Here is a 25,101-nt window from a genome sequence, read left to right as displayed (position 1 = left end):
CTCGGTGCCGGACGTTCACTCCAGGTGCTTGAGGTCCGCGACGGTGTCGATGTCGAACGGCCTCGCCACGTCCCCGCACTCGACCAGCGTGATCGCCTCCGCGTGCGCCTTCAGATAGGCGCGCGCCCCCTGGTCGCCGGTCGCACCGGACATGACGCCCGGCCAGTGGGCGGCGCCGAGCAGGACGGGGTGTCCACGCGCCCCCTCATAGGCGGCCGAGGCCAGTGACGTCTCGTCCCGTCCGGCGGCGAGCACCCGGGCCATCGCCGCCGCCCCGATGCCGGGCTGGTCGACGAGCGAGACCAGCGCGGCCCGCGCCCCCGTACCGGCGAGCGAGCCGAGTCCGGCCCGCAGCGACGAGCCCATCCCGTCGGCCCAGTCGGGGTTCTCCACGAGCAGGCAGTCACCGAGCTCCGCCCGTTCCCGTACGGCGGTGGCAGCGGCCCCGAGGACCACGTGGACACGGGTGCAGCCGGCCGCGCGCAGCTCGCCGACCACGTACTCGACGAGGGGTCGCCCCCGGTACGGCAGCAGGGCCTTGGGCCGCCCGCCGAGTCGCCGTCCGCCCCCGGCCGCCAGGAGCAGGCCGACCGGCCGCTGTTCGTTCTCCGTCATGCGTCCTGCATACCTGACGCCCAGGCGTACGCCGGGTTCCGAAGGGCTGAATTTCGGTCCTGACGGTGGCGCATCCGCCGTCGGGTGGCGTTTACTGACCCGCGTCCCCCGGCGCCCGACCAGCGCCCAAGGGTAGTGCCCGGTGGGACGGGAGTGAGCGGGCGCACTACGGCGTGCTAGGGGGACGGCTGTGTTGCGGAGTTTGGGACAGAGACCGGTGGCCGGCGGCGACGAGGATCTCACAGTGGCGGGGCTGCGGGCCGCGGTCTCCCGGCTGCGCCGCGAACTCGCCGCGTATCCAGCCGAGTTCCCCGACCGGGCCATCGCGGAGGACGAACTCGCCGCCCTCGCCGCGATGACGATCGACGGCACCCCCGAGATCCCTTGCCTGCGCCGGTCGTTGCTGCTGATCGCCGGGGCGATCGGGTCCATGAGCGCATTGGCTCCGTGGCTGTCGGAGGTGCGCCGCGCGGTGGACCTCTTCGGAGAGCCGCCGCGCCGCTGACTCCGACGGCGGGCCTTGTGCCGCCCTCACCGGGCCGGCGGGATGCTCAGGCGGGCGGCGTCGAGCTCGCCAGGGCCTCCGACAGCTCCGACGCCACCTGCTGCAGCACGGGCACGATCGTGTCCGTCGTCGCCTCCGTGACCCGGCCGGCCGGGCCCGAGATCGAGATGGCTGCGGCGGTGGGGGAGTTGGGTACCGAGACCGCGAGGCAGCGGACGCCGATCTCCTGCTCGTTGTCGTCCACCGCGTAGCCCTGGCGCCGCACGTCCTCCAGTGCCGCGAGGAAGCCGTCCGGCGTGGTGATCGTCTTCTCGGTGGCGGCCGGCATGCCGGTGCGGGCCAGGAGGGCGCGCACCTCGCCGTCCGGGGTGTTGGCGAGCAGTGCCTTGCCGACGCCGGTCGAGTGCGGCAGCACCCTGCGGCCCACCTCGGTGAACATGCGCATCGAGTGCTTGGACGGCACCTGCGCCACGTAGACGATCTCGTCCCCGTCCAGCAGTGCCATGTTCGCCGTCTCGCCGGTCTCCTCGACCAGGCGGGCGAGGTAGGGGCGCGCCCAGGTGCCCAGCAGGCGGGAGGCGGACTCGCCCAGCCGGATCAGGCGCGGGCCGAGCGCGTAGCGGCGGTTGGTCTGCTGGCGGACGTACCCGCAGACCACGAGGGTGCGCATGAGCCGGTGGATGGTCGGCAGTGGCAGCCCGCTGCTCGCGGAGAGCTCACTCAGGCCCACCTCGCCGCCCGCGTCCGCCATCCGCTCGAGCAGATCGAAGGCGCGCTCGAGGGACTGGACTCCGCCGCTGGCGGACTTCGCGGAGTCGGTGGTGCTGGCGCTGGACGTCGGCACGGCGCGTTCCTTTCGGCGCAGGCGGGAAGAGCAGAATCCTACCCGCCGGTCGGTTGACTCACTGCTTGTACCTAGCTACGTTCTGCTTGCTGGAATCCTATTTCCACTTTGTGGAAACGTCCAGACCGGGCGCGCCGCCGCCCCGTGCGGAAGTGTGCCCTTGACGGCTCAGGGGCGGGAGTGAAGACTTCTTCAACAGAACGTTGAATTGTGTTACGTGGCAGTGAACAGCGGAGCGAAAGAGGCCCGGGTGTCCGACATAGAACTGGTGTTGCGCTCGACACGTGTCATCACCCCGGAGGGGACGCGCGCCGCCTCGGTCGCGGTCGCCGCCGGGACGATCACCGCGGTCCTGCCGTACGACGCTCTCGTGCCCGAGAGCGCCCGTCTGGAGGACCTCGGCGACGACGTCCTGCTGCCAGGCCTGGTCGACACCCACGTCCATGTCAACGACCCCGGCCGCACCGACTGGGAGGGCTTCTGGACCGCCACCCGCGCCGCGGCCGCCGGCGGCATCACCACCCTCGTCGACATGCCGCTCAACTCCCTCCCGCCGACGACCACCGTCGACCATCTCCGTATGAAGCGGGAGGTGGCCGCCGACAAGGCGCACATCGACGTCGGCTTCTGGGGCGGAGCCCTGCCCGACAACGTCGACGACCTGCGCCCGCTGCACGACGCCGGTGTCTTCGGCTTCAAGGCGTTCCTGTCGCCGTCCGGCGTGGACGAGTTCCCGCACCTCGGCCGACCTGAACTCGCCCGGTCCCTGGCCCGGATCGCGTCCTTCGGCGGCCTGCTGATCGTGCACGCGGAGGACCCGCACCGCCTGGACGCCGCCCCGCAGCACGGCGGCCCCCGGTACGCCGACTTCCTGGCATCCCGGCCACGCGACGCCGAGGACACCGCGATCGCCCAGCTCATCGCCGAGGCGAAGCGCCTGGACGCGCGGGTGCACGTCCTCCACCTGTCCTCGTCCGACGCGCTGCCGCTGATCGCCGCGGCCAAGGCCGACGGAGTCTGCGTCACCGTCGAGACCTGCCCGCACTACCTCACCCTGACCGCCGAGGAAGTACCGGACGGCGCCAGCGAGTTCAAGTGCTGCCCGCCGATACGCGAGTCGGCGAACCAGGACCTGCTGTGGCAGGCGCTGGCGGACGGCACCATCGACTGCGTGGTCACGGACCACTCCCCGTCCACGGCCGACCTGAAGACCGACGACTTCGCCACCGCCTGGGGCGGCATCTCCGGCCTCCAGTTGAGCCTTGCCGCGGTGTGGACCGAGGCGCGCAGACGCGGGCACGGCCTGGAGGACGTGGTCCGCTGGATGTCCACGCGGACGGCCGACCTGGTGGGCCTGCGGCAGAAGGGAGCCATCGAGGCGGGCCGGGACGCCGACTTCGCGGTCCTCGCGCCCGACGACACCTTCACCGTGGACCCCGCCGCCCTGCAGCACCGCAACCGCGTGACGGCGTACGCGGGCAGAACCCTGCACGGCGTGGTGAGGTCCACCTGGCTGCGCGGCGAACGCGTCGTCGCCGACGGCGAGTTCACCGAGCCGAAGGGGCGCCTGCTCACCCGAACCCCGACCCCCTGAACCGCAGGCCCCGCCCAGCCGCGGCCCCTCTCAGACTCCCCGTTGTCTCCGCATCCCGATCCGCACCCGCGGCGGCCGACTCCGAAAGGCAGACCTGATCACCGTGACGGCGATTGAGAGTTTCACCGGCGACGCGAACCCCTACGGAGGCGGTGATCCGTACGCGGACTACCGCACCGCCGCGTTCCCCTTCACCCAGTACACCAACCTCGCCGACCGACAGCTCGGCGCCGGAGTCATCGCCGCCAACGACGAGTTCTTCGCCCAGCGGGAGAACCTGCTCCTGCCCGGCCCCGCCGAGTTCGACCCCGAACACTTCGGGCACAAGGGCAAGATCATGGACGGCTGGGAGACCAGGCGCCGCCGGGGCGCCTCGGCCGACCACCCGTGGCCGACGGCCGAGGACCACGACTGGGCGCTGGTCCGCCTCGGCGCGCCGGGCGTGATCCGCGGCATCGTCGTCGACACCGCCCACTTCCGCGGCAACTACCCGCAGGCGGTGTCGGTCGAGGGAACGTCGGTGCCGGGGTGCCCGTCCCCGGCACAACTCCTCGGGGACGACGTGAAGTGGACGACGCTCGTCCCGCGCACGCCGGTGGGCGGCCACGCGGCGAACGGTTTCGCCGTATCGGTCGAGCAGTGCTTCACCCACCTGCGCGTCAACCAGCACCCCGACGGCGGCATCGCGCGGCTGCGGGCGTACGGCGAGGTCGTACCCGACCCGAAGTGGCTGGAGGTCCTGGGCACCTTCGACGTGGTCGCGCTGGAGAACGGCGGCCGGGCCGAGGACGCCTCCAACCTCTTCTACTCGCCGGCGTCCAACACCATCCAGCCGGGCCGTTCCCGGAAGATGGACGACGGCTGGGAGACACGCCGCCGCCGCGACCAGGGCCACGACTGGATCCGCTACCGGCTGGTGGCCCGGTCGCAGATCCGGGCGCTCGAGATCGACACGGCGTACCTGAAGGGCAACAGCGCGGGCTGGGCGTCCGTCTCGGTCCGGGACGGCGAGGAAGGCGAATGGACCCAGATCCTCCCGCGCACCCGCCTCCAGCCCGACACCAACCACCGCTTCGTCCTCCCGGCCCCGGCCGTCGGCACGCACGCGCGCGTGGACATCTATCCCGACGGCGGCATCTCCCGGCTGCGCCTGTTCGGCTCCCTGACGGAAGAGGGCAGGTCCACCCTGACGGCCCGCCATCAGGAGCTGGGCGGCTGAGACAGCCCGTCCGGCGTTTGAGGACGAGGCCCGTTCAGGGCCGAAGCGGGGGTCTGGGGGCGGCAGCCCCCAGGGTCGGGAGGGGCAGGGGCGGCGGGGGCGAAAAGCCCCCCAAAACCCCCGACCCTCACGCCGCATGCCCCCCGTCCACCGAGAACTCACCCCCGGTCACATAGTCCGCCCCCGCCAGATACGCCACCGTCCCCGCCACTTCCGCGGCGGTCCCGAACCGCCCCAGCGCCGTCATCGCCGCCTGCCCCCGCGCATGCGGCCCGTCCGCCGGATTCATGTCCGTGTCGATCGGCCCCGGGTGCACGATGTTCGCGGTGATCCCCCGCGCCCCCAGCTCCCTGGCCAGCGCCTTCGTGAGCCCGATCAACGCGGACTTGCTCATCGCGTAGAGCGTCCCACCGGGCCCCGGAACCCGCTGTGACATGCACGTACCGATGGTGATGATCCGGCCTCCCGCGCCCATCAGGGCCGCGGCCGCCTGGGACGTCAGGAAGACCCCGCGCACATTCACGGCCAGCAACCGGTCCACCTCACCGACCGACAGGCTCTCCAGGGGTCCCAGAAGCCCGACCCCCGCGTTGTTCACCAACACGTCCAGTCGTCCGTCGAGCGCCTCCGCCGCCCGCTCCGCGGCGCCCGCCGCCTCCTCCGCGACCGCGGAGTCCGCCCGCAGCGCCACCGCCCGCCGTCCCAGCGCCCGCACGGCCCGTACGACATCCTCGGCCGCCTCCTTGCCGCTCACGTAGGTGACGGCCACGTCCGCGCCGTCCTGGGCCAGCCGCAGGGCCGTCGCCGCGCCGATACCCCGGCTGCCGCCGGTCACCAGAGCCACCTTGCCGTTCAGAGATCCGTTCTTCGTCGTCATAGGTCCATCTCAGCCGCCCCCGCCCGGCAGGACCGGCGGCGAACGGACATCGACGTCAGCCCCCGGAGCAAATCGACGGCACCCCCCGGAGCCACCGGAACGCCGGCCGTCGACCCGACGTCCGAGCGCCGGCCGATGAGTTGCGGGTGCCGGTGGGGTCTGCCCTGATGGCAACAGGCCCCACCGCAGAGAGAAGGCACCCCATGGGCAGGCTCGTCTCCACCGTCTTCGTCACCCTCGACGGCGTCTACCAGGCCCCCGGCGGTCCCCAGGAGGACCCCAGCGGCGGCTTCGACCAAGGCGGTTGGAGCGTCCCGTACGGCGACGACGACTTCGGCCGGTTCGTCACCGAGGTCTTCGACAACGTCGGCGGCTTCCTCCTCGGCCGCCGTACCTACGAGATCTTCGCCTCCTACTGGCCGAAGATGACCGACCCGTCCGACCCCATCGCCTCGAAGCTGAACGCGCTGCCGAAGTACGTCGTCTCCGCCACCCTCGACGCACCCGGCTGGTCCGGCACCAGGGTGATCGACGGTGACCTCGCCGAGGAGGTCACCGCGCTCAAGGACCGCACCGACGGTGAGCTCCAGGTGCACGGCAGCGGAGCCCTCGTCCGCTCCCTGCTGGACCTCGGCCTCGTCGACACCCTGCACCTGCTGAGCTTCCCGGTCGTGCTGGGCGCCGGCCGCCGTCTGTTCGCCGAGGGCGCCGTACCGACCGCCTTCCGGCACGCCGGCGGACGGGTCACCGCGGCGGGCGTCTCCATCCAGTCGTACGACCTGGCCGGCCGCCCTCAGTACGGGTCGTACTGAGCACGGGTCGTACTGAGTTCGGGTCGTACTGAGTACGGGTCAGTACTGAGTACGGCCCGGTCGGATCCGGAGCGGTGGTCGCGGGGCTCGCGGAGGAACCCGAGGGGAACGGGCACTAACCGCGGTGGCCGGCCGTTGGGACAGTGGCAGAAGGGGGAGTGCCATGACAGAGGTCATCGACCTGGGGGAGTACGGCGACGCGTTCCGCACGGACCCACATCCGGTGTACGCGAGCCTGCGCGCCCGCGGCCCGGTCCACCGGGTGCGACCGCCCGGGTCCCACGCCGACTACTGGACCTGGCTCGTCGTCGGGCACGAGGAGGCGCGCGCGGCGCTCGCCGACTCCCGGCTGTCCAAGGACAGCCGTCGGCTGGGGATGATGTTCGCTGACGAGGAGCTGATCGGCAGGCATCTGCTGAGCGCCGACCCGCCCGAGCACACCCGGCTGCGCGGGCTGGTCTCGCGTGCCTTCACCATGCGGCGGGTGGAGCAACTGCGGCCGAGGATCCAGCAGATCACCGACGACCTGCTCGACGCGATGCTGCCGCACGGCCGTGCCGACCTCGTGGAGGCGCTCTCCTATCCGCTGCCGATGACCGTGATCTGCGAGCTCCTCGGCGTGCCGGAGATGGACCGGACGGAGTTCCGGAAGATGTCGACCGAAGTGGTCGCGCCCACCAACGGTGCCATGGAGTACGAGTCCGTGGCGCGGCTCGCCGAGTACCTCACCGACCTGATCGAGGACAAGCGGCGGGCCGGACCGAGCGGCGACCTCCTCGGTGACCTGATCCGCACCACCGCCGAGGACGGCGACCGGCTGTCCCCGCAGGAACTGCGGGGCATGGCCTTCATCCTGCTGATCGCGGGCCACGAGACGACGGTCAACCTCATCACCAGCGCGGTCCACGCGCTGCTCACCCACCCCGGCCAGCTCGCCGCCCTGCGCGCCGACATGAGCCTGGTGGACGGCGCCGTCGAGGAGACGCTGCGCTACGAGGGCCCGGTGGAGAACGCCACGTTCCGGTACGCCGCCGAGCCCCTGGAGATAGCGGGCACCCCCGTGGAGCCGGGCGACACGGTGATGATCGGTCTCGCCTCGGCGGGCCGGGACGCCTCCCGCCACCCGGACCCGGACCGCTTCGACAACCGCCGGGACAGCCGCGGCCACGTGGCCTTCGGCCACGGCATCCACTTCTGCCTGGGCGCCCCGCTGGCCCGCCTGGAAGCCCGCACGGCGATCCGCTCCCTCCTGGAGCGGGCCCCCGCGCTCGCCCTCGACGGCCAACCCGGCGACTGGCTTCCCGGGATGCTGATCCGCGGGCTGCGCAGCCTGCCGGTGCGCTGGTAGCGCCGGTGAGCGGCTACGCGTCAGGCGTTCGCTCAGCCCGCTATCGGCCGGCTCCCACCCAGGATCTCCGTCAGCCCCACGGCCCGTCGCTCCCGCCGCGACACCTCACACGCCTCGGCGATCAGCAACGCCTGCAAGGCCTCCCGGCCGTCGCACGGATTGGGTCGCCCGCCCCGCACCACATCGACGAACGCGCACAGCTCGGCCTCGTAGGCGGGCCCGAACCGCTCCAGGAACCCCGTCCACGGCTTGTCCGCGGCGGGCGGCCCGGTCGGTTCGGTGGACGCGATCGGCGTACGGTCGTCCAGGCCCACCACGATCTGGTCCAGCTCCCCGGCGAGCTCCATCCGCACGTCGTACCCGGCCCCGTTCAACCGTGTCGCGGTGACCGTCGCGAGCGTGCCGTCGTCCAGGGTGAGCAGCGCCGCCCCCGTGTCGACGTCGCCGGCCTCCCGGAACATCGCCGGGCCGGCGTCCGACCCGGCCGCGTACACGTCGACGACCTCGCGGCCCGTCACCCAGCGCAGGATGTCGAAGTCGTGGATCAGGGTGTCCCGGTACAGCCCACCGGACACCGGCAGATACGCGGCCGACGGCGGCGCCTGGTCGGACGTCAGCGCGCGCACGGTGTGCAGCCGCCCGAGCCGTCCCGAGCGCACCGCCTCGCGCGCCCCCGAGTAGCCCGTGTCGAAGCGCCGCTGGAACCCCATTTGCAGGACCGTGCCCGCCGTCTCGACCTCGCCGAGCGCCTCTAAGGTGCCGGCGAGATCGAGGGCGATCGGCTTCTCGCAGAACACCGGAAGCCCCGAGCGTGCTGCCCGACCGATCAGCTCGGCGTGCGCCGACGTCGTCGTGGTGATCACCACGGCGTCCACGCCCCACTGGAAGATCTCGTCCACCCCGGGCGCCGCCGTCTCGCCCAGGCGGTGTGCCAGCTCCTGGGCCCGTGCCGGGTTGGCGTCCGTGAGGATCAGGGAGCCGACCTCCCGGTGTCGGCTGAGGGTGTTCGCGTGAATGGCGCCGATGCGACCCGTACCGATGACTCCGATGCGCATGTGAACAAACTGCGTGCGGACCCGCACCGCTGTCAATGCGCATGTCCGGACAATCGAACCTCAGAACTTCCCGTCAACAACGCACGGAGCTACGCTCGGCCCGTGCCGAAACCAGGAGTGGACCCGACCGTGACGCTCGATCTCAGTGTGGACCGCAGCAGCCCCGTGCCGTTGTACTTCCAGCTGTCCCAGCAGCTGGAGGCCGCGATCGAACACGGCGCGCTCACCCCGGGCAGTCTGCTCGGCAACGAGATCGAACTCGCGGCACGGCTCGGCCTGTCCCGCCCCACCGTGCGCCAGGCCATCCAGTCACTCGTCGACAAGGGACTGCTGGTGCGCCGCAGAGGCGTCGGCACCCAGGTCGTGCACAGCCAGGTCAAGCGGCCACTGGAGCTCAGCAGTCTCTTCGACGACCTGGAGGCGGCCGGCCAGCGCCCCGCGACGAAAGTCCTGGTCAACACGGTCCTGCCGGCGCCCGCGGAGATCGCGGCCGCCCTCGGTGTGGCCGAGGGCAGCGACGTGCACCAGGTGGAACGCCTGCGTCTCGCGCACGGCGAGCCGATGGCGTACCTGTGCAACTACCTGCCGCCCGACCTGATGGACCTGGACACCGCGCAGCTGGAGAACACCGGCCTCTACCGGATGATGCGCTCGGTGGGGATCACCCTGCACAGCGCCCGCCAGTCCATCGGCGCCCGCGCGGCGACCGCCGCCGAGGCCGAGCGGCTCGCCGAGGAGGAGGGTGCCCCCCTGCTCACCATGCAGCGCACGACCTTCGACGACACCGGCCGCGCGGTCGAGTTCGGCACCCACACCTACCGGCCGACCCGCTACTCGTTCGAGTTCCAGCTCCTCGTCCGGTCATGATCCGCGCCCTCGGACGGTTCTGACCGGGCGCGGGCCGCCCCGCCGACGTCGCAATGTCAGGACAAGGTGACCTCCGAGTCCTGGCGCCACACCCGTGCGTGGATCGGAAGCGCACAGACGTGAGGGAATCCACGCGACCAGCCACAAAGCGGCCGCCACCGGTAAGGATCGCGCTACCCTTCGCTCCCCCGTACCGCACCCACCCCGACGGTGAGGCAGAATCGGGCGCGATGAGCACCTACGGCAACTTCAGCGCCCCCATCGGCTCCCGCCGCGCGCCAGCGCTCCGCACGGTCGGCACGAGGGAGCGCCGCTCGCTCCTCACCGCCCCCCGCGTGCCCACGGTCGGTATCGACATCGGCGGCACGAAGGTGATGGCGGGCGTCGTCGACGCCGACGGCAACATCCTGGAGATGCTCCGCACGGAGACCCCGGACAAGTCCAAGAGCCCCAAGGTGGTCGAGGACACCATCTGCGAGCTGGTCCTGGACCTGTCCGACCGGCACGACGTGCACGCGGTCGGCATCGGCGCGGCCGGCTGGGTCGACGCCGACCGCAACCGGGTGCTCTTCGCGCCCCACCTGTCCTGGCGCAACGAGCCCCTGCGGGACCGCATCGCCGGCCGTCTCGCGGTCCCCGTACTCGTCGACAACGACGCCAACACCGCAGCCTGGGCCGAGTGGCGCTTCGGCGCCGGGCGCGGCGAGGACCACCTCGTCATGATCACGCTCGGTACCGGCATCGGCGGCGCGATCCTGGAGGACGGACAGGTCAAGCGCGGCAAGTACGGCGTCGCGGGGGAGTTCGGCCATATGCAGGTCGTCCCCGGCGGCCACCGCTGCCCGTGCGGCAACCGCGGTTGCTGGGAGCAGTACAGCTCCGGCAACGCGCTGGTCAGGGAGGCCCGCGAGCTGGCCGCCGCCGACTCCCCGGTGGCGTACGGGATCATCGAGCACGTCAAGGGCAGCATCGCCGACATCACCGGCCCGATGATCACCGAGCTGGCCCGCGAGGGCGACGCCATGTGCGTCGAACTGCTCCAGGACATCGGACAGTGGCTCGGCGTCGGCATCGCCAACCTGGCCGCCGCCCTCGACCCGTCCTGCTTCGTGATCGGCGGCGGCGTCTCGGCCGCCGACGACCTGCTGATCGGCCCCGCGCGGGACGCCTTCAAGCGGCAGCTCACCGGTCGCGGCTACCGTCCCGAGGCCCGCATCGCCCGCGCCCAGCTCGGCCCCGAGGCCGGCATGGTCGGTGCCGCCGACCTCGCCCGCCTCGTCGCCCGCCGCTTCCGGCGCGCCAACCGCCGCCGGGTGGAGCGCCACGAGCGCTACGAGCGGTACGTGGAGTCCCGCCGTCCGTCACAGGGGTCCGCGTGACCTCCTCGCTCCCGCATCAGGCCGCCTCGCCCCCGGACGGACCGGGCCGGCCGGCCGAGGACCGCCGGCACATGATCCGTCGCAGGGCGCTGACGCTGAGCATCATCGTGCTCCTGATCGGCGTCCCGGCCGGCTATCTGGTGATCTCCGCCAACCAGAGCCGCGACAGCGGCAAGGACAAGGAGGCGAAGTACTCGGCGACCGGCCTCACCGAGGGCTGGCCCTCCAAGGTCCAGCGCCGGCTGTACCAGGTGCCGATCCCGCACCCGGCGGACCCGGTCGCGTACTACGAGACCAACAACTGGAAGACCAGCCGTCTGTACACCCAGTTCCGCACCTCGAGCGCGGGCCTGGACGCCTTCCTCACCGGCGTGGGCGTCAACCGGAGCGACCTCAAGCGGGACAAGATCACCGTCAGTGCCCGGGACCAGCACATCACCGGCTGGGTCTTCAAGACCCCCGGCCCCTATTCGGGCCTCCACCACGCGCAGAAGAACCCGGCCCCCACCCAGGACATCGTCGTCAACCTGTCCAATCCGGCGTCCCCCATGGTGTACGTCGTCTCGCGCACGGTTCCGTGACCAGGGGGCTCCGACCGGCCGCCGGAGCCGATTGTCAGACCCCGCCCGTAGAGTCGAAGACGACTGATCCGACACACGGGCGGGAGGTGGCAGGACGTATGAGCGACACGGCTTCGGTGGCCGGGCGGACGACGGACACCGTCCCGCTGCGGCTCGCCGCCGTCTTCCTGCCCGCGCCCCTGCCCCGCGACGGTCGCGTCGCGTTCTGGGACCCCGAAGGCGGCGAGCTGCCCGTCGCCGGGACCGAGATCACCGTCGTACGACGGCATGGTGACGGGGTGCGCCGCAGGACCGCCCCCGCACTGTCGCTGCCCCTCGGCGAGGCCCTGCCGGTGCTGGTGCGCGCCCGCCGGGACCGCGCGGCCCATCCGGCCACCGCCTGCTGGGGCGCGGCCGCGCTGCACGCGCTGCGGCTCACCGCCCGCGGCCGTTTGCTCCCGGGCCTGACGGCCACCGGACACGACGCCTGGCGGGCCGGTCCCCTCGACCCGGACGACCTCGCCCATCTGCGCGCGGTCGCCGCCGCCCTGCCGTACGAGGGCCACGCGATCCCGCTGTCCGGCCCGGGCCCGATCCGGCTGCCCGAACCGGAAGCGCTGATGCGTTCCTTCCTGGACGCGGTGGCGGACACCCTGCCCCGCACCCCGGCCGCGCCGTACGCCTCCGGCAGGCCCTTCGCGGCGCGCGAGCCGCAGCGCCTGCCCGACGCGCGGGACTGGGCCGCGGAGGTCGCCGCCGGCATGGACGCCGGCGTGCGGATCTCGCTCCGCCTGGACCTGTCGGCGAACGACCTGTTCGACGGCTCGGGCGACGCGGTACGCAGCGCGGGCGCCGCGATCGTCCAGGTGCACAGCCTCGCCGACCCCACCCTCATGACGGACGCGGCGGCACTGTGGGAGGGCCGGGCGGACGCCGCCTTCGGCCCCCGCGCGCGGGTGGACGCCGCCCTCGCCGTGCGGCGCGCGGCCCGCGTCTGGCCGCCGCTCGACCGGCTCGCCGAACAGGACGCGCCGGACGTACTCGCCCTGTCCGACGAGGAGTTGGGCGACCTGCTCGGCGTGGCCGCGACCCGGCTCGCGGCGGCCGGCGTCGCCGTGCACTGGCCCCGGGACCTCGCCCAGGACCTCAGCGCGACCGCCGTGGTGCGGCCCGCTCCGGGCTCGGCGACCGACGGGACCGGCTTCTTCGAGAGCGAGGAACTGCTCCGGTTCCGCTGGCAGTTGGCGCTCGGCGGCGACCCGCTCGACGAGGCCGAGATGGACGCGCTCGCCGAGGCGCACCGCCCGGTCGTCCGCCTCCGGGACCAGTGGGTCCTGGTCGACCCGGCACTCGTCCGCAAGGCCCGCAAACGCGAACTGGGCCTGCTCGACCCGGTCGACGCGCTCTCCGTCGCCCTCACGGGCAGCGCGGAGGTGGACGGCGAGACGGTGGAGGCGGTACCGGTCGGCGCCCTGGCCACCCTGCGCGACCGCCTCACGGCCGGACTGAGCCCCGCCGAACCGCCCGCCGGTCTGCGAGCCACCCTCCGCGACTACCAACTCCGCGGACTGGCCTGGCTCGACCTCATGACCTCCCTGGGCCTGGGCGGCTGCCTGGCGGACGACATGGGACTGGGCAAGACGATCACCGTCATCGCCCTGCACCTGCGCCGGGCCCGGCAGGAACCCACCCTGGTCGTCTGCCCGGCCTCCCTGCTCGGCAACTGGCAGCGGGAGATCACCCGGTTCGCGCCCGGCGTCCCCGTCCGCCGCTTCCACGGCCCGGACCGCAGCCTGGACGACCTCGACGGCGGCGGCTTCGTCCTCACCACCTACGGCACCATGAGGTCCACGGCGCCACGACTGGTCGAGCAGCGCTGGGGCATGGTCGTCGCCGACGAGGCACAACACGTCAAGAACCCGTACTCGGCCACGGCGAAGGCCCTGCGCACGATCCCGTCCCCGGCCCGCGTGGCCCTGACCGGCACGCCGGTCGAGAACAACCTCTCCGAACTGTGGGCGCTGCTGGACTGGACGACCCCCGGACTCCTCGGCCCCCTGAAGTCCTTCCGCGCCCGGCACGCCCGCGCGGTGGAGAACGGCGAGGACGAGGAGGCGGTCGCCCGGCTGGCCCGTCTGGTGCGTCCCTTCCTCCTGCGCCGCAAGAAGTCCGACCCTGGCATCGTCCCCGAACTGCCCCCCAAGACCGAGACGGACCACCCCGTCCCGCTCACCCGCGAACAGGCCGCGCTGTACGAGGCGGTGGTCCGCGAGTCCCTGCTGGCCATCGAGACGGCGCAGGGCATCGCCCGCCGGGGCATGGTGCTGAAGCTGCTGGGCGCGCTGAAGCAGATCTGCGACCACCCCGCGCTGTACCTGAAGGAGGACGTCCCGCCGACGGCCGGTGACCGACTCGCCGCCCGCTCCGGCAAGTTGGCCCTGCTGGACGAACTGCTGGACACGTTGCTGGCCGAGGACGGCTCCGCGCTCGTCTTCACGCAGTACGTGGGGATGGCCCGGCTGATCACCTCCCACCTGGCCGCCCGCGCGGTCCCCGTCGACCTCCTGCACGGCGGCACACCGGTGGTGGAGCGTGAACGCATGGTGGACCGCTTCCAGAGCGGGACGACCCCGGTCCTGGTGCTGTCGCTGAAAGCCGCCGGCACGGGACTGAACCTCACCCGCGCGGGACACGTCGTCCACTTCGACCGCTGGTGGAACCCCGCCGTCGAGGAGCAGGCCACCGACCGCGCCTACCGCATCGGCCAGACCCAGCCGGTCCAGGTCCACCGTCTCATCACCGAGGGCACGGTCGAGGACCGCATCGCGGAGATGCTGGAGGCCAAGCGAGCCCTCGCCGACGCGATCCTCGGCTCCGGCGAGTCGGCCCTCACGGAACTGACCGACCGTGAGCTCACCGACCTGGTCTCGCTCCGGAGGACGTCATGACCGGCGGCCCCGCCGACGCGGTGCGCCGGGCGCTGCGGGAGGCACGGGAGAGCGCCGCCCGGGAGACGGAGACGCACCCCGGGGCGTCATCGACCCCGTTCGGGCGGGACGAGGAACGGCAGGCGCCCCAACGGGCGACGGGGGCACCCGAGCCGTCCGGGCCGCCCAGGGCATCGGGAGACCCGTCGGCACCCAAAGCCACGGAGCCGCGGGACGAGGCTGAGGGAACGACTGCGGCTGACGACGAAGCCGGCACGGACAACGACAGCACGGCGTCCGAGAGATCTGCCGAAGCCGCGAAGGCCGAAGCAGCGAAGCCCGATGAACATGCTGAGCCCGCCGGACCGGGTGGATCCGGCGGACCTGGTGGATCCGGCGGACCTGGTGGATCCGCCGAGCCGGGCGGTCCTGCCGCATCCGGTGTGCCCTGCCAACCGATCAGCCCTGGTGGGTGGGCCGAACCCGCTGGATCTGTCGCACCTGGCAGACCTGTCGGACCTGGCAGTCCTGCCGGATCGGTCGGATCCGGTGGGCACTCCGCGCCCGGGGAGCCCTCATCGTCCCGGGTCCGTCCCGGTGACGCGGCGCGCGCTGCTCTCCGACAGGCCGTGTCCGCTCGACGCGCTGGGGCTCCGGCCGCCGAGGAGCATCCCGCGGCGAAGGACGCCGCCGGCAGGGCGGCGGACGGCACGGCGAGCACGGCGAAGTCCCACACCGCGACATCGGAGACGCCCGAGGCACGAGAGGCACCCGAAGTGGAGGCCGAGGCCGAAGGGTCCCGGCGACGGGACGCGCGGCCCGCGGATGTCGCGCGCGAGGCATTGCGGGCGGCGCGAAAGGGCGCCCGGCAGGCTCAAGGCGATGCCATGCCCTCTGAGGGGAATGCCGCAGGTCCCAAGGGCGAAACCGCGCGCCGACCGGGGCAGACCTCGGCCACGGGCCGGAGCAGCTCGGGCCCGGCCCGGCACACCGCCGAGCAGCGAGCGCGGGACGTGCGGGTGCTGCTGGCCGACGCCTTCAAGATGCCCGACACGGCGGCCTCGTCGGAGGTGGACTCCGACGGCGACCGCCGTGCGGAGCAGGCGAGTTCGTCTGCCGGATCGCCGACGCCGGGTGCCTTTCGGGTGTCCGACACCGTGCCCCCACCGGAGGTGGGAGGCGGTGCTCTCCGTACGCCGCAGCCGAATCCGCCCGCCGGAACTCCGGCGCCTGACCCGACGCCCCGGAACACCGACACCGCTCTCACAAGCCGAACCCCAGCCCCAGCCCCGTCGCCCACGAGCACGGCTTCCTCGCCCACTCCCGCCGCCCCGCCCCGCCATCCCCGCTCCATGGCCGCCCCCGACCGTGACAGCGAACTGCGCCGCACGTTCCCCGCGTTCCCGTCCCGGCCCTCGGACAGTGCCGGGTTCGCCGAGACCTGGTGGGGCAATGCCTGGGTCGCCGCGCTGGAGGAGGGCGCGCTGGACGCCAAGCGGCTGGCGCGGGGCCGCGCGTACGCCGAGCAGGGAAACGTGGACGCCATCACGGTCACACCGGGGCTCGTGCTCGCCTACGTGCAGGGGAGCCGTGCCCGGCCGTACCGCGTCCAGGTACGGCTGCGCACGCTCGACGACACCGACTGGGACAGCTTCCTGAACCGAGCCGCCGAACGCCCTGGCGACATCGCCGCGCTGCTCGACAAGGAGATGCCCCACACCCTGGTCGACTCCGGCGTACCACTGCTCCCCGGCCCGGGCGACCTGGACCCCCTTTGCAGCTGCCCCGACTCCGGCCACCCCTGCAAACACGCCGCCGCCCTCTGCTACCAGACCGCCCGCCTGCTGGACGCCGACCCCTTCGTCCTGCTTCTGCTGCGCGGCCGCGGCGAACGCGGACTGCTCGACGCCCTGTCCCGCCTCAGTGCCGCCCGCGCGGCCCGCGCCGCCCAGGAACAGGGACCGGCACCCGTACCTGGTGTACGGGCCACGGAGGCCCTCGCGCCCCGTCTGCTCCCGCCGCTTCCGACGCCGTCGCCCGTGCCCCCGCACCCGGGCCAGCCGCCGGTGTACCCCGCGACCGCGGGCGGCCCGGACCCCTTGGCCCTGGACCAACTGGCGACCGATGCCGCGGCCCGCGCCCACGCGCTGCTCGCCACCGGCCGCGACCCGGTCGGCGAACTGACCCTGTGGCAGGACGCCGTACGGCTCGCCGCGGCCCGCCCCGGTTCCGGACTCACCGCGGGCACCCGCAGCCTCTACTCCTCGCTGGCCACCGCCGCGGGCCGAACCCCGGCCGACCTGGCCCGCGCGGTCGCCGCCTGGCGTCAGGGCGGCCTGGAGGGCCTCAGCGTCCTCGAAGAAACCTGGGACCCGCCGGCCGGCCGCTTCGACCGGGCCCGCCCGCTCCTCCTCGCCGCCGACCTCCCGCCCTTCCGCCCCTGGCACAACCACCTCACCCACCCCCGCGGCCACGTCCAGCTCCGCCTGGGCCGCGACGGACTCTGGTACGCGTACGAATCAGAACCCGGCCACGAGGACTGGTGGCCCCGCGGCACCCCCGATCTGGACCCGGTCGGCGCCCTGACAGGTCTGGGAGCACCGGGCGAACTCTGAGCCGGTGCCACGATGGGACCGCGAGGCGCCCGGTGCCCGCCCACCGCAGGCCGGCCCACGGGCCGAGAGCGTCCTGTCAAGAAGAGGTAACCAGCTTGCGCCCCCATCGATCAGGTCGCGAGCAGCCCGCGGCCGAGCCAGTCCGAGGAGTCGCGGGCGCCGGGCAGGGCGAAGAAGTAACCGCCGCCGGTGGGGGAGATGTAGTCGACGAGGGGTTCGTCGATGAGGCGGGTCTGGGTGGCCTCGAACTGCCGCTTGACGTCCTGCTGGTAGCAGCAGAACACCAAACCCATGTCGAGGTTGCCGACGTCGTCGATCCCCCGGTCGTAGTTGTAACCGCGGCGCAGGATACGGGAGTTGTCGGTCCTGGCGGTGCGCGGGTTGGCGAGCCGGATGTGGGCGTCCAAGGGGATCGCGGTGCCGTGCGGGTCCTTGGCGTAGTTCGGGATGTCGGTCTCCCGGGCGCCGTCGAGCGGGGCGCCGGTGTCCTTGCGGCGGCCGAACATCAGCTCCTGCTCGCTGAGGGAGACCCGGTCCCAGAACTCCACCAGCATCCGGATGAGGCGGATCACCTGGTAGCTGCCGCCCCTCGCCCAGGCGGGCTCGCCGTCGCCGTCCCCGACCCAGATCAGACGCTTGGTCTCGCGGGCCGAAGCGACGTCGGGGTTGGCGATGCCGTCCTTGAAGCCGAGCAGGTTGCGCTGGGCTCCGGTGGGCCGCGGGGTGTTCTGGAAACCGTCGATGCGCCACTTGATCTGCAGGGCGCCGCGGGTGTGCTTCGCGATGTCCCGCAACGCGTGCAGGACGGTGTCCTGGCGGTGGGCGCAGATCTGCAGCGACAGGTCGCCGTGGCACTCGGCGGGCTCGAGGTTGTCGTTGGGGAAGGTCCGCATCGCCGTCAGGCGGCGGGGCCTGGCCTTCGCCAGGCCGTAGCGGTCGTCGAAGAGGGAAGCGCCGACGCCCACGGTCACGGTGAGCCCGTCGGCGGGGACGGTCGGGCCGAGGATGCCGTTGTCGGAGGGCGGGGCGCCCACACCGAGGTCGGTCGGGCTGCCGCCGGACGTGAGGAAGCGGGCGCGGCTGGTGATCGTCTTCAACAGCTCGGCCAGTTCGTCGCGGTCGGCGGCGATGACGTCGAAGGAGACGAAGGAGGCGGCCGCGGGGGCGGGGGTGATGATGCCGGCCTGATGGATGCCGTGGAAGGGGACCTTGGCCGCGTTCTCCGTCTGCGTGGCGGCCTCGGCGGTGCCAACGCCGCTCTCCACGAGCGTCAGGCCGCCACCGGCCAGGACCGCTCCGGCGGCTCCGGCGCCGAGGGCCGTCTTCACGAAGGAGCGGCGCCCGGCGCCGACGGGGCAGCCGTCCTGCGGGGCGGAGGATTCGGCGAACGGCATGGGGGCGCTTCCTTCGCTGCGTACGGGGTCGTCGCTGTGGTGGTGTGCGTCGGTCATCAGGCGGACTTCCGGATCTCCAGCAGGTCGGGGACCGGGGAGAGGTCCTCCAGGAGCTGGCCGGTGGCTCCGTCGAGACGCGCGTGAGTCGTCTCGTCGAGCCGCTCGACGGGGGTCCAGGCGCCGCCGTGGTGAGCTGCGTCGAGGAGCTTTTGAAGGCGCGCGATGTCCGTGTCGACGATCGGCAGCAGGCGCGGGGAACGGGTGGTCAGCAGGGGCTTCAGTACGGTCAGCAGCTCGCGGGTGCCCGCGAGGTTGGCGTCGGCGGTGGCGAGGGTGCTGCCGCTGCCCTCGTCGGTGTCGCCGGTCAGCTCGAACTGCAGGGTGTTCTCGAGGATCTCGTGGGCGCGCAACGGCAGGTCGCCGGGGTCGAAGTCCTGGTGCGGGAACGCCTTTTGGAGCCCCGCGGCGTCGACGGCCAGCTGTTGGGCCGGGGCCTTGAGCGTACGTGCCGTCCCGCCGTGCCACAGGCCGTACTCGATGCGGTGGAAGCCGGTGAAGGCCTTGTCGTGGACGCCGTCCGGCAGGCCGTCGGCCCTACCGTCGATCTTCTGGTCGAAGTCCTCGAAGGTGCCGTAGGCGGCGCCGAGGGAGGCGTAGGCGCGGTGGGCGGTGAGCCAGTCGGCGCGGGCCTTGGCGAGGTGGCCGCCCTTGATGTCGGCGGCGAGGGTGCGGGTTGTGGCGACGAGGGTGGCGAGGCCCTCGTTGACATACTCCTTGTACTGCTTGAGCGGTCCGGCGAGGTCCCGTGCGGAGACCGGTACGAGCGCCTTCGCTGCTCCCGCGCCGATGACGCGGACGGCCTTGGACGTGACCGCGGTGCCGCTGGTGGAAACGCACCGCCAGGCGTAGGTGCCGCCGCCGACGGTGGCGACCAGCGCGCGGGTGGTGCCCGGGGCCAGGCCCTCGATCTCGCCGTAGACCGCGTTGGTCGCCGGGTCGACCAGGTACACCTCGGAGGTCTTGTCCCCGGCGTTGTGCATCTGGAAGGTCTGCCGGCCCGGCTTCGGCGCGGAGAATCCCTTGCCGCAGTCCGTCTCGGAGACTGCCACCGTCTGCGCCGCGGCGGGTTCGGGGCGGCCGAAGGCGACGGCGAGGCCCGCGATCACGGCCGGGACGGTGACGACTGCGACCGGGACCACCCAGCCGGGGCGGCGTCGCGCGGACGGCGGGGCGTCCTGCGCGGGAGCCCTCTCCCGGCGGGCGGGCTTGGGTGCCGTGGCGCGAACCCCGTGGACGAACAGTGGCAGGACCACGGCGAGGTAACCGCCGTAGCCGACGATCTGGAGCCAGGTCATGGCCGGCGTCAGGTTGAACACGCCCTGGACGAGGGTGCTGTACCAGGAGCCGGCATCGATGCTGCCGCTCAGGTCGATCGCGTAGGCCGTCTTCCCGGGCAGTACACCGCCTTCCTGTAGGTCGCGCAGGCCATAGCCGAGGACGCCGGCCGCGATGACGATCAGGACGGCGCCGGTGGCGGCGAAGAACTTCGCCAGGTTGATCTTCAGGACGCGCCGGTACAGGCTCCAGCACAGGCCGGCCGCCAGACCCAGACCGATCGCCGCACCGGTCAGGGGGCCGCCGGACTCCCCGGCCGCCTGGGCCGTGGTCCACAGGAACAGGGCGGTCTCCAGACCCTCCCGGCCCACGGCGAGGAAGGAAGTGACGATCAGGACGCCCGCGCCCATGCCGAGCGCCCCGGTGACCTTCTCCTTGATCTCGCCGGCCAGGCCGCGGGCGGAGCGGCGCATCCAGAACACCATGGCGGTGACGAACGCGACCGCGATCACGCTGAGAGTGCCAGCGAAGGCTTCCTGCGCGGTCGCGGACAGGGAGGCGGCGGTGAAGGTGAGGACCGCGCCGAAGCTCATGGCGAGCGCGATCGCCGCGAGTACGCCCGTCCACACCTGCGGCAGGCGGGAGCGGGCGTCGGCCCTGACGAGAGTGGCGACGAGGATGGAGACGATGAGTCCGGCTTCGAGTCCTTCCCGTAGTCCGATCAGGAAGCTCGGAAACGCGTCATCCCACATGAGGCTCTCCCCGGTCGGCCTTCGCCACTGATCGCCTTCATTAGCGTAGGCATACCTAACCTGACGCGACCATCATGACCACGGATCTGCGGTCGATCAGTCATGCGGGAGCAATTTCGAGGCAAACCCTGATCCCTCTCGTAGAGGGTGCGGGTCCTTGATCAGCTGTACCGGACGCGCGCTCGTACAGTGCGCGCCCGGCAGCTGGAACTGTCAATTCCCTGGTTGTGCGGGGATGTTGGTCATGCGGTCCGGCCTTCCTCCTCGCGCGAGGGGCCGCCGCCGGTTGTCATCGCCTCACCGCACCTCCCGCGCGTACGGCGCGAGGGTGATCCGGTCGATCAGCGGTGCGTAGCGGGAGCGGAGCAGCACGCCGGGGAAGGAGTCCGAGGCGTAGGTGGTGCCGTCGAAGTTCGGCAGTTCCTCGGAGCGGAAGGCGACCGTGTTCTGTCCCTTCCTCAGATGGACCGGGACGGTCAGCTCCCAGAAGTTGTTCTGGTGGAAGCTGTGCGGGAAGCCGACGCGCTGTGTCTTGCCCCCGTTGACACTGATGTCGGCGTGGCGGGCGAGCGGGTCCGGGTTGTAGTGGGTGGCTTCGGACTGCTCCGGGTTGGAGTAGCGGATGCGCAGCGCGTACAGACCTGCCCGGTCGGCGCCGACGGTGAAGGTCGCCGTGTTGCCGTTGCCGGGGTCGCCGCCGATACCGGTGATCGCGGTGCCGTCGGTGGCCAGCGAGAGCGGGGACAACGTGGCTGAGCCCGCCAGCTTGGCGTCGCCCGCCTCGTATGTCCGCGTCGGCAGTGTGCCCCGCGTCGGTGTCACCGTGAGCCGGTCGACGAGGGTGGTGGACGAACCTCCCGTCAGGGTCACCTTGTTGACACCGCCGGAGAGGGAGACCGCCACGCTCTTCCTGCCCTTGGCCAGGCGCAGAACGTCCTGTTCGTCGACGGAGACCCGGGCGCCCGAGCCGCTCAAGGTGCCGACTGTGAGGGTGGCCTCGCGGTCGGCGGGGGAGTAGACCCAGAACGTTGCCGTCTGGCCCTTTTGGAGCTGGACCGCGCCGGAGCCGGTGGCGGGGGTTCGGGCCTGCTTCGGCAGCTTGTAGACGGGCTGCGCGCCGCCGCCCAGCCAGGCCAGCTCGCCCTCGTACACCTGGGTGCCCGCCGATGCCTCGGGGAGGGAGAGGGTCAGGCGGTCGACGATGGCGTCGCCCTGAGTGGTGCGCCTGCCGTCGGCGCTCTTCGCCGCGAGCGTCAGGGTGTGCTTGCCCTTGGTGAGCGCGACCCTGGTGTCGGTGTGGTCCCAGACCGCCCACTTGTAGCCCAGCGGCAGGTACAGCTCCTGCTCGCTGTCCGCCTTTCCGTCCACGCGCAGGAAGACGTTGGTCGGCCCCTGTTCCTTCACCTTGTCGAAGGTGTTGAGGGAGTTGGCGAAGGCGCTCAGGTCGTAGGTGCCGTCCTCGGGCACGTCCACGGTGAAGTCGAGCGTGACGTCCGAGCCGGTGCGCAGTCCGCCCACGTCGTAGCCGCCGGAGGTGTAGAACTTCGACACGTCGCGCGGCGAGCCCTCCGGGCCGTTCTTGGAGTACCCGGACCCTGTGTGGGAGGCGTCCTCCGCCTCGTACGAGCCCTGCCAGCGCACGGGCGGGGACTGCGTGTCCTTCGCCTTGCCGGCCGGGCTGAGGACGATCTCGTAGGCCGAGGACTCCTTCAGCTTCGGCAGCCCGCCGTCGCCGAAGTCGACGGCGACCTTGCCGTCACCACCCACCTTCAGGTTCTGCTCCGAGAGCAGCTTCGGGCCGGCCGAGTCGCCCACCTGACCACTCCACTCGATCTCCCGCACCCAGGCGTGCACGCGGTCCCCGAAGAGCTTCCTGGGAACGTTGTCGAACGTGACGTGGCCCTTGCCGGTGGAGCCGCCGAAGATCAGCCGGGACTGCTTCTTCTTCCGGTCGAGCGTGGCGACGCCCTGCATGGTGTAGTTCTCGCCCGGGAACGGCGGGGTCACCTCGACCGTGTGCCCGCTCATCGAGGCGTACGAGTTCAGCAGCCACCACTGGCCGTTTCCGCGGTTGGACTGCACCGCGGAGTCGGAGAGGTTGCCGTCGATGTTCCAGTACGCGATGTCGGCGTCCACCTTGGACTCCTCGATCGCGGAGACCCACTGGATCATCTGCCCCGGGACCGAGGTGTGGTAGTTGAAGGCGTACTCGTTGATGTTGACGGGGAGTCGGGTGCCTTCGCGGCTGGTGCCCTTGAACAGGTCCTTCTCCCACATCCGGAACTTGGCGACGCTCTCGCGCACCGCCTCCGGGTGGCTCAGCTCGTGCCAGGTGATGACGTCCGGGAGGGTGTCCGCGGCCAGGGCGTGCGTGAGGAATCCCTTCACCTGGTCGTAGAGGACGCTGGTGTTGGGGCCGGCGACGCGGGCGTCGGGCATCTTGCCCTTGATGAGTTCGTAGGTGTCGTCCCAGGCGGTGAAGAAGTCGTCCGGGTCGTCGAGCCAGCTGACCTTGTCGTAGCTCCACTCGCCGGTGCCGAACATGTTGCCCTCGGGCTCGTTGAACGGCACGAAGACGATGTTGTCCTGGTACTCCTTCGGCAGCTTCAGGACCTGGTCGACCTGGGTCGCGACCTTCTCCTCGTAGAGCCTCAGCTTCTCGTCGGGGGTGTCGCCCGGCCACTGGTACGGAAAGCCCCGGTGGATGTCGGTCATGTAGATGTACACATCACCGTCGGTCGAGTCGGCCAGCGGCTTGACCACGTCCAGCGCGTCGGCACCGGGGTGCTGCGGGCCGTCCTGCGCCTTGGTGGAGACCGTGCGCAGGCCCATGCCCTCGATGAGGTTGTTGGTGGGGACGTCCGGTCCGTACACGCCGTAGAGGGTGCCGGAGGCGCCGCCGTGGAACGCGCCGGTGTCCGAGCCGAGGTCGACGTCGAGCTGGCCTTCGCGGACCACGGTGACGGTCGCCTCCACGGCCCGTCCGGCCGCTGTTCCCGCCACGGTGAACGTCCCCGGCTGGTCATACTTCCCGGCCGGTACGGCGTCCCAGGTGATCGACGTGTCGCGGTCGTAGCCGTCGGAGAAGGAGGAACGGACGGCGGCGGGCAGGGACGGGGCCGTGCCGGTCGTCGTACGGACCTCGAAGGACGTCTTCGAGAGTTCCTGAAGGGTGGGTACGGCCCCGACCGTATGGGCCACCTGCTCGGCGCTGAGTGCCGCGTGCCACACGGTGAAGTCGTCGACCGCGCCCTTGAGCAGCGGATCCGGCCAGAAGGACTTGCCGATGTAACCGGCGGCCGTGGCCGAACCGTCCAGCAGGTCCTTGGCCTTGACGCCGGTCTCGGCGGAGGAGACCGCCACGCCGTCGAGGTAGGTGGTGACCCGGCCGGCGGAGGTGTCGAGGGTGACGGTGACGGTCCGCCACTGGTCGGCGGGGAGCGGCGCGTACCCGGATACCTGTGCCTCCGCACCCCCTCCGCCGGTGGTCACGGCGGTGCGCAGCACGTTGCCGTTGTACGGAGTGGTGAAGAGGTACTTGGTGGTGTCGGTGCCCAGATCGAAGATCCGCTGCCAGGACGCCTTGTCGCCGCTCCACTTCACACGGGCGGAGACCGTCAAGTCGGTTGCGTCGCCCAGCACTTCGCGAGGCAGGCGGACGTACGCGCCGTCGGAGGTGGGCGCCCCGCCGGGCAGGGCGAGCGCTGTGCCTCCCTCCGTGCCCTCGACGGACCGGGCGGTGGAGCCGTTCACCAGACTCGCTGTCAGGCCGTTGCCCGAGCTGTCGGCGATCTTGCCAGAGGCGAGGTCGTCCTGGTCGAAGGTGTAGTGGACGGTGGGCCGGGGCGTGTCAGCCGCCTGCGCGGGGACGGCCGGCGCGGCCAGCAGGCCGGCGCCGAGGGCCAGTGCTACGGCGGCCGGGGTTCGGCGCCGCATCGGTCTGTCAGCGGATGGCATGGATCATGTCCTTTCAGGCTGTGGTCGAACCGGTTCGACTACAGCCGTGGCGGCTCCTACCGGTGGGCGTGGGCCTTACCGGGGTGGTCAGGTGAGATCAGGTGGCGAGGTGGTGGTGAACGCGGCGCGCGGGTGCGCCGGCTCTCCGGCGGTGGCGGGCGGCTCCGCTCGCTGGTGGGTCCGCGCGACCTGTCGGGGGCCGGGCGCGATCGACCGGTTGGACGCGGAGCAGCCGACGAGCGCGGGCGGGGTCATCCGCCGGGGTCTGCGACGCCGTACGGGGCGCGGTTCGGGCATGAGCGGCTCGACTTTTCGGCTCCGGGAGGCGGGGGGGGGGGGGGGGGAACCAAAAACAAAACGACCAAGATTTACGGTATTTCGAACCCGGTTGGTATTATCGGCGGCACCGTAGGGGCAGGCCGGCGTGGCGGTCAAAACCCCCCGTA

At 72.0% G+C, this 25,101-nt stretch carries 18 protein-coding genes; 10 read left to right on the top strand and 8 right to left on the bottom strand.

What is annotated here, in order from left to right:
* Positions 1 to 15 precede the first annotated feature (15 nt).
* Positions 16 to 615: an NTP transferase domain-containing protein gene (locus tag ACFYRY_RS32530; protein ID WP_389153680.1), complete on the bottom strand. Its 600-nt coding sequence runs from the start codon at positions 613 to 615 to the stop codon at positions 16 to 18.
* A 190-nt stretch (positions 616 to 805) separates the two neighbouring features.
* Between ACFYRY_RS32530 and ACFYRY_RS32525 the strand changes: the two genes are divergently transcribed.
* Positions 806 to 1,120: a DUF5955 family protein gene (locus ACFYRY_RS32525; RefSeq protein WP_389153678.1), complete on the top strand. Its 315-nt coding sequence runs from the start codon at positions 806 to 808 to the stop codon at positions 1,118 to 1,120.
* 46 nt (positions 1,121 to 1,166) lie between these two features.
* Here the strand turns inward: ACFYRY_RS32525 and ACFYRY_RS32520 are convergent, their stop codons facing one another.
* Complete coding sequence (locus tag ACFYRY_RS32520) at positions 1,167 to 1,964, bottom strand: IclR family transcriptional regulator (RefSeq protein WP_389153675.1); 798 nt, start codon at positions 1,962 to 1,964, stop codon at positions 1,167 to 1,169.
* A gap of 250 nt (positions 1,965 to 2,214) precedes the next feature.
* On the opposite strand from ACFYRY_RS32520, the gene allB reads away from it, so the two are divergent.
* Both allB and alc read left to right on the top strand, forming a co-directional pair.
* Entirely contained in the window at positions 2,215 to 3,558 is a 1,344-nt protein-coding gene (gene allB / locus ACFYRY_RS32515) for an allantoinase AllB (RefSeq protein WP_389153671.1), read from the top strand.
* 103 nt (positions 3,559 to 3,661) lie between these two features.
* Positions 3,662 to 4,777: an allantoicase gene (alc, locus tag ACFYRY_RS32510; protein ID WP_389153668.1), complete on the top strand. Its 1,116-nt coding sequence runs from the start codon at positions 3,662 to 3,664 to the stop codon at positions 4,775 to 4,777.
* A 127-nt stretch (positions 4,778 to 4,904) separates the two neighbouring features.
* Here the strand turns inward: alc and ACFYRY_RS32505 are convergent, their stop codons facing one another.
* A complete protein-coding gene (locus ACFYRY_RS32505) occupies positions 4,905 to 5,654 on the bottom strand; it encodes an SDR family oxidoreductase (RefSeq protein WP_389153665.1) in 750 nt (249 codons plus the stop codon).
* A gap of 203 nt (positions 5,655 to 5,857) precedes the next feature.
* Here ACFYRY_RS32505 and ACFYRY_RS32500 point away from each other — a divergent pair, with 203 nt between their 5' ends.
* Together ACFYRY_RS32500 and ACFYRY_RS32495 are read left to right on the top strand one after the other, a co-directional pair.
* Positions 5,858 to 6,466 carry a dihydrofolate reductase family protein gene (locus tag ACFYRY_RS32500; RefSeq protein WP_389153662.1) on the top strand — a complete coding sequence of 203 codons (609 nt, stop codon included), beginning with the start codon at positions 5,858 to 5,860 and terminating at the stop codon, positions 6,464 to 6,466.
* Positions 6,467 to 6,629: 163 nt separating this feature from the next.
* The gene (locus ACFYRY_RS32495) at positions 6,630 to 7,814 is read left to right on the top strand and encodes a cytochrome P450 (RefSeq protein ID WP_389153660.1); all 1,185 of its coding nucleotides are present in this window, start codon (positions 6,630 to 6,632) and stop codon (positions 7,812 to 7,814) included.
* A 32-nt stretch (positions 7,815 to 7,846) separates the two neighbouring features.
* On the opposite strand, the gene ACFYRY_RS32490 is transcribed toward ACFYRY_RS32495, so the two are convergent.
* Complete coding sequence (locus tag ACFYRY_RS32490; protein ID WP_389153657.1) at positions 7,847 to 8,869, bottom strand: Gfo/Idh/MocA family oxidoreductase; 1,023 nt, start codon at positions 8,867 to 8,869, stop codon at positions 7,847 to 7,849.
* A 129-nt stretch (positions 8,870 to 8,998) separates the two neighbouring features.
* On the opposite strand from ACFYRY_RS32490, the gene ACFYRY_RS32485 reads away from it, so the two are divergent.
* The 5 genes from ACFYRY_RS32485 to ACFYRY_RS32465 all read left to right on the top strand — a co-directional run bounded on the left by ACFYRY_RS32485 (position 8,999) and on the right by ACFYRY_RS32465 (position 17,217).
* A complete protein-coding gene (locus ACFYRY_RS32485) occupies positions 8,999 to 9,736 on the top strand; it encodes a GntR family transcriptional regulator (RefSeq protein ID WP_389153931.1) in 738 nt (245 codons plus the stop codon).
* 230 nt (positions 9,737 to 9,966) lie between these two features.
* Positions 9,967 to 11,115: an ROK family glucokinase gene (locus ACFYRY_RS32480; protein ID WP_356778011.1), complete on the top strand. Its 1,149-nt coding sequence runs from the start codon at positions 9,967 to 9,969 to the stop codon at positions 11,113 to 11,115.
* Positions 11,112 to 11,696: a sugar kinase gene (locus tag ACFYRY_RS32475; RefSeq protein ID WP_389153653.1), complete on the top strand. Its 585-nt coding sequence runs from the start codon at positions 11,112 to 11,114 to the stop codon at positions 11,694 to 11,696. Before ACFYRY_RS32480 ends, ACFYRY_RS32475 begins: the two co-directional genes overlap by 4 nt.
* A 98-nt stretch (positions 11,697 to 11,794) precedes the next feature.
* Positions 11,795 to 14,623, top strand: coding sequence for an SNF2-related protein (locus ACFYRY_RS32470; protein ID WP_389153650.1), 2,829 nt, complete (start codon positions 11,795 to 11,797; stop codon positions 14,621 to 14,623).
* Between the two features lie 422 nt (positions 14,624 to 15,045).
* On the top strand, positions 15,046 to 17,217 hold the full coding sequence (locus ACFYRY_RS32465) for an SWIM zinc finger family protein (RefSeq protein WP_389153647.1): 2,172 nt from the start codon (positions 15,046 to 15,048) through the stop codon (positions 17,215 to 17,217).
* Positions 17,218 to 17,327: 110 nt separating this feature from the next.
* Here ACFYRY_RS32465 and efeB read toward each other — a convergent pair whose 3' ends face one another.
* From efeB to ACFYRY_RS32445, 4 genes are all read right to left on the bottom strand, one after another.
* Positions 17,328 to 18,611 (bottom strand): iron uptake transporter deferrochelatase/peroxidase subunit, encoded by a 1,284-nt coding sequence (efeB, locus tag ACFYRY_RS32460; RefSeq protein WP_389153644.1) that lies wholly within the window; start codon positions 18,609 to 18,611, stop codon positions 17,328 to 17,330.
* A 56-nt stretch (positions 18,612 to 18,667) separates the two neighbouring features.
* Positions 18,668 to 20,698 carry an iron uptake transporter permease EfeU gene (gene efeU, locus ACFYRY_RS32455; protein WP_389153641.1) on the bottom strand — a complete coding sequence of 677 codons (2,031 nt, stop codon included), beginning with the start codon at positions 20,696 to 20,698 and terminating at the stop codon, positions 18,668 to 18,670.
* 297 nt (positions 20,699 to 20,995) lie between these two features.
* Positions 20,996 to 24,655, bottom strand: a complete 3,660-nt coding sequence (locus ACFYRY_RS32450) for a LamG-like jellyroll fold domain-containing protein (protein ID WP_389153638.1) — start codon at positions 24,653 to 24,655, stop codon at positions 20,996 to 20,998.
* A gap of 87 nt (positions 24,656 to 24,742) precedes the next feature.
* A complete protein-coding gene (locus ACFYRY_RS32445; protein ID WP_389153635.1) occupies positions 24,743 to 24,910 on the bottom strand; it encodes a hypothetical protein in 168 nt (55 codons plus the stop codon).
* Positions 24,911 to 25,101: the final 191 nt, after the last annotated feature.

It is taken from the genome of Streptomyces sp. NPDC005263 (genome assembly GCF_042872365.1).
Classification (GTDB): domain Bacteria; phylum Actinomycetota; class Actinomycetes; order Streptomycetales; family Streptomycetaceae; genus Streptomyces.
Note: the sequence above shows the minus strand (reverse complement) of the source record. Positions and strands in the feature narration are given on the sequence as shown.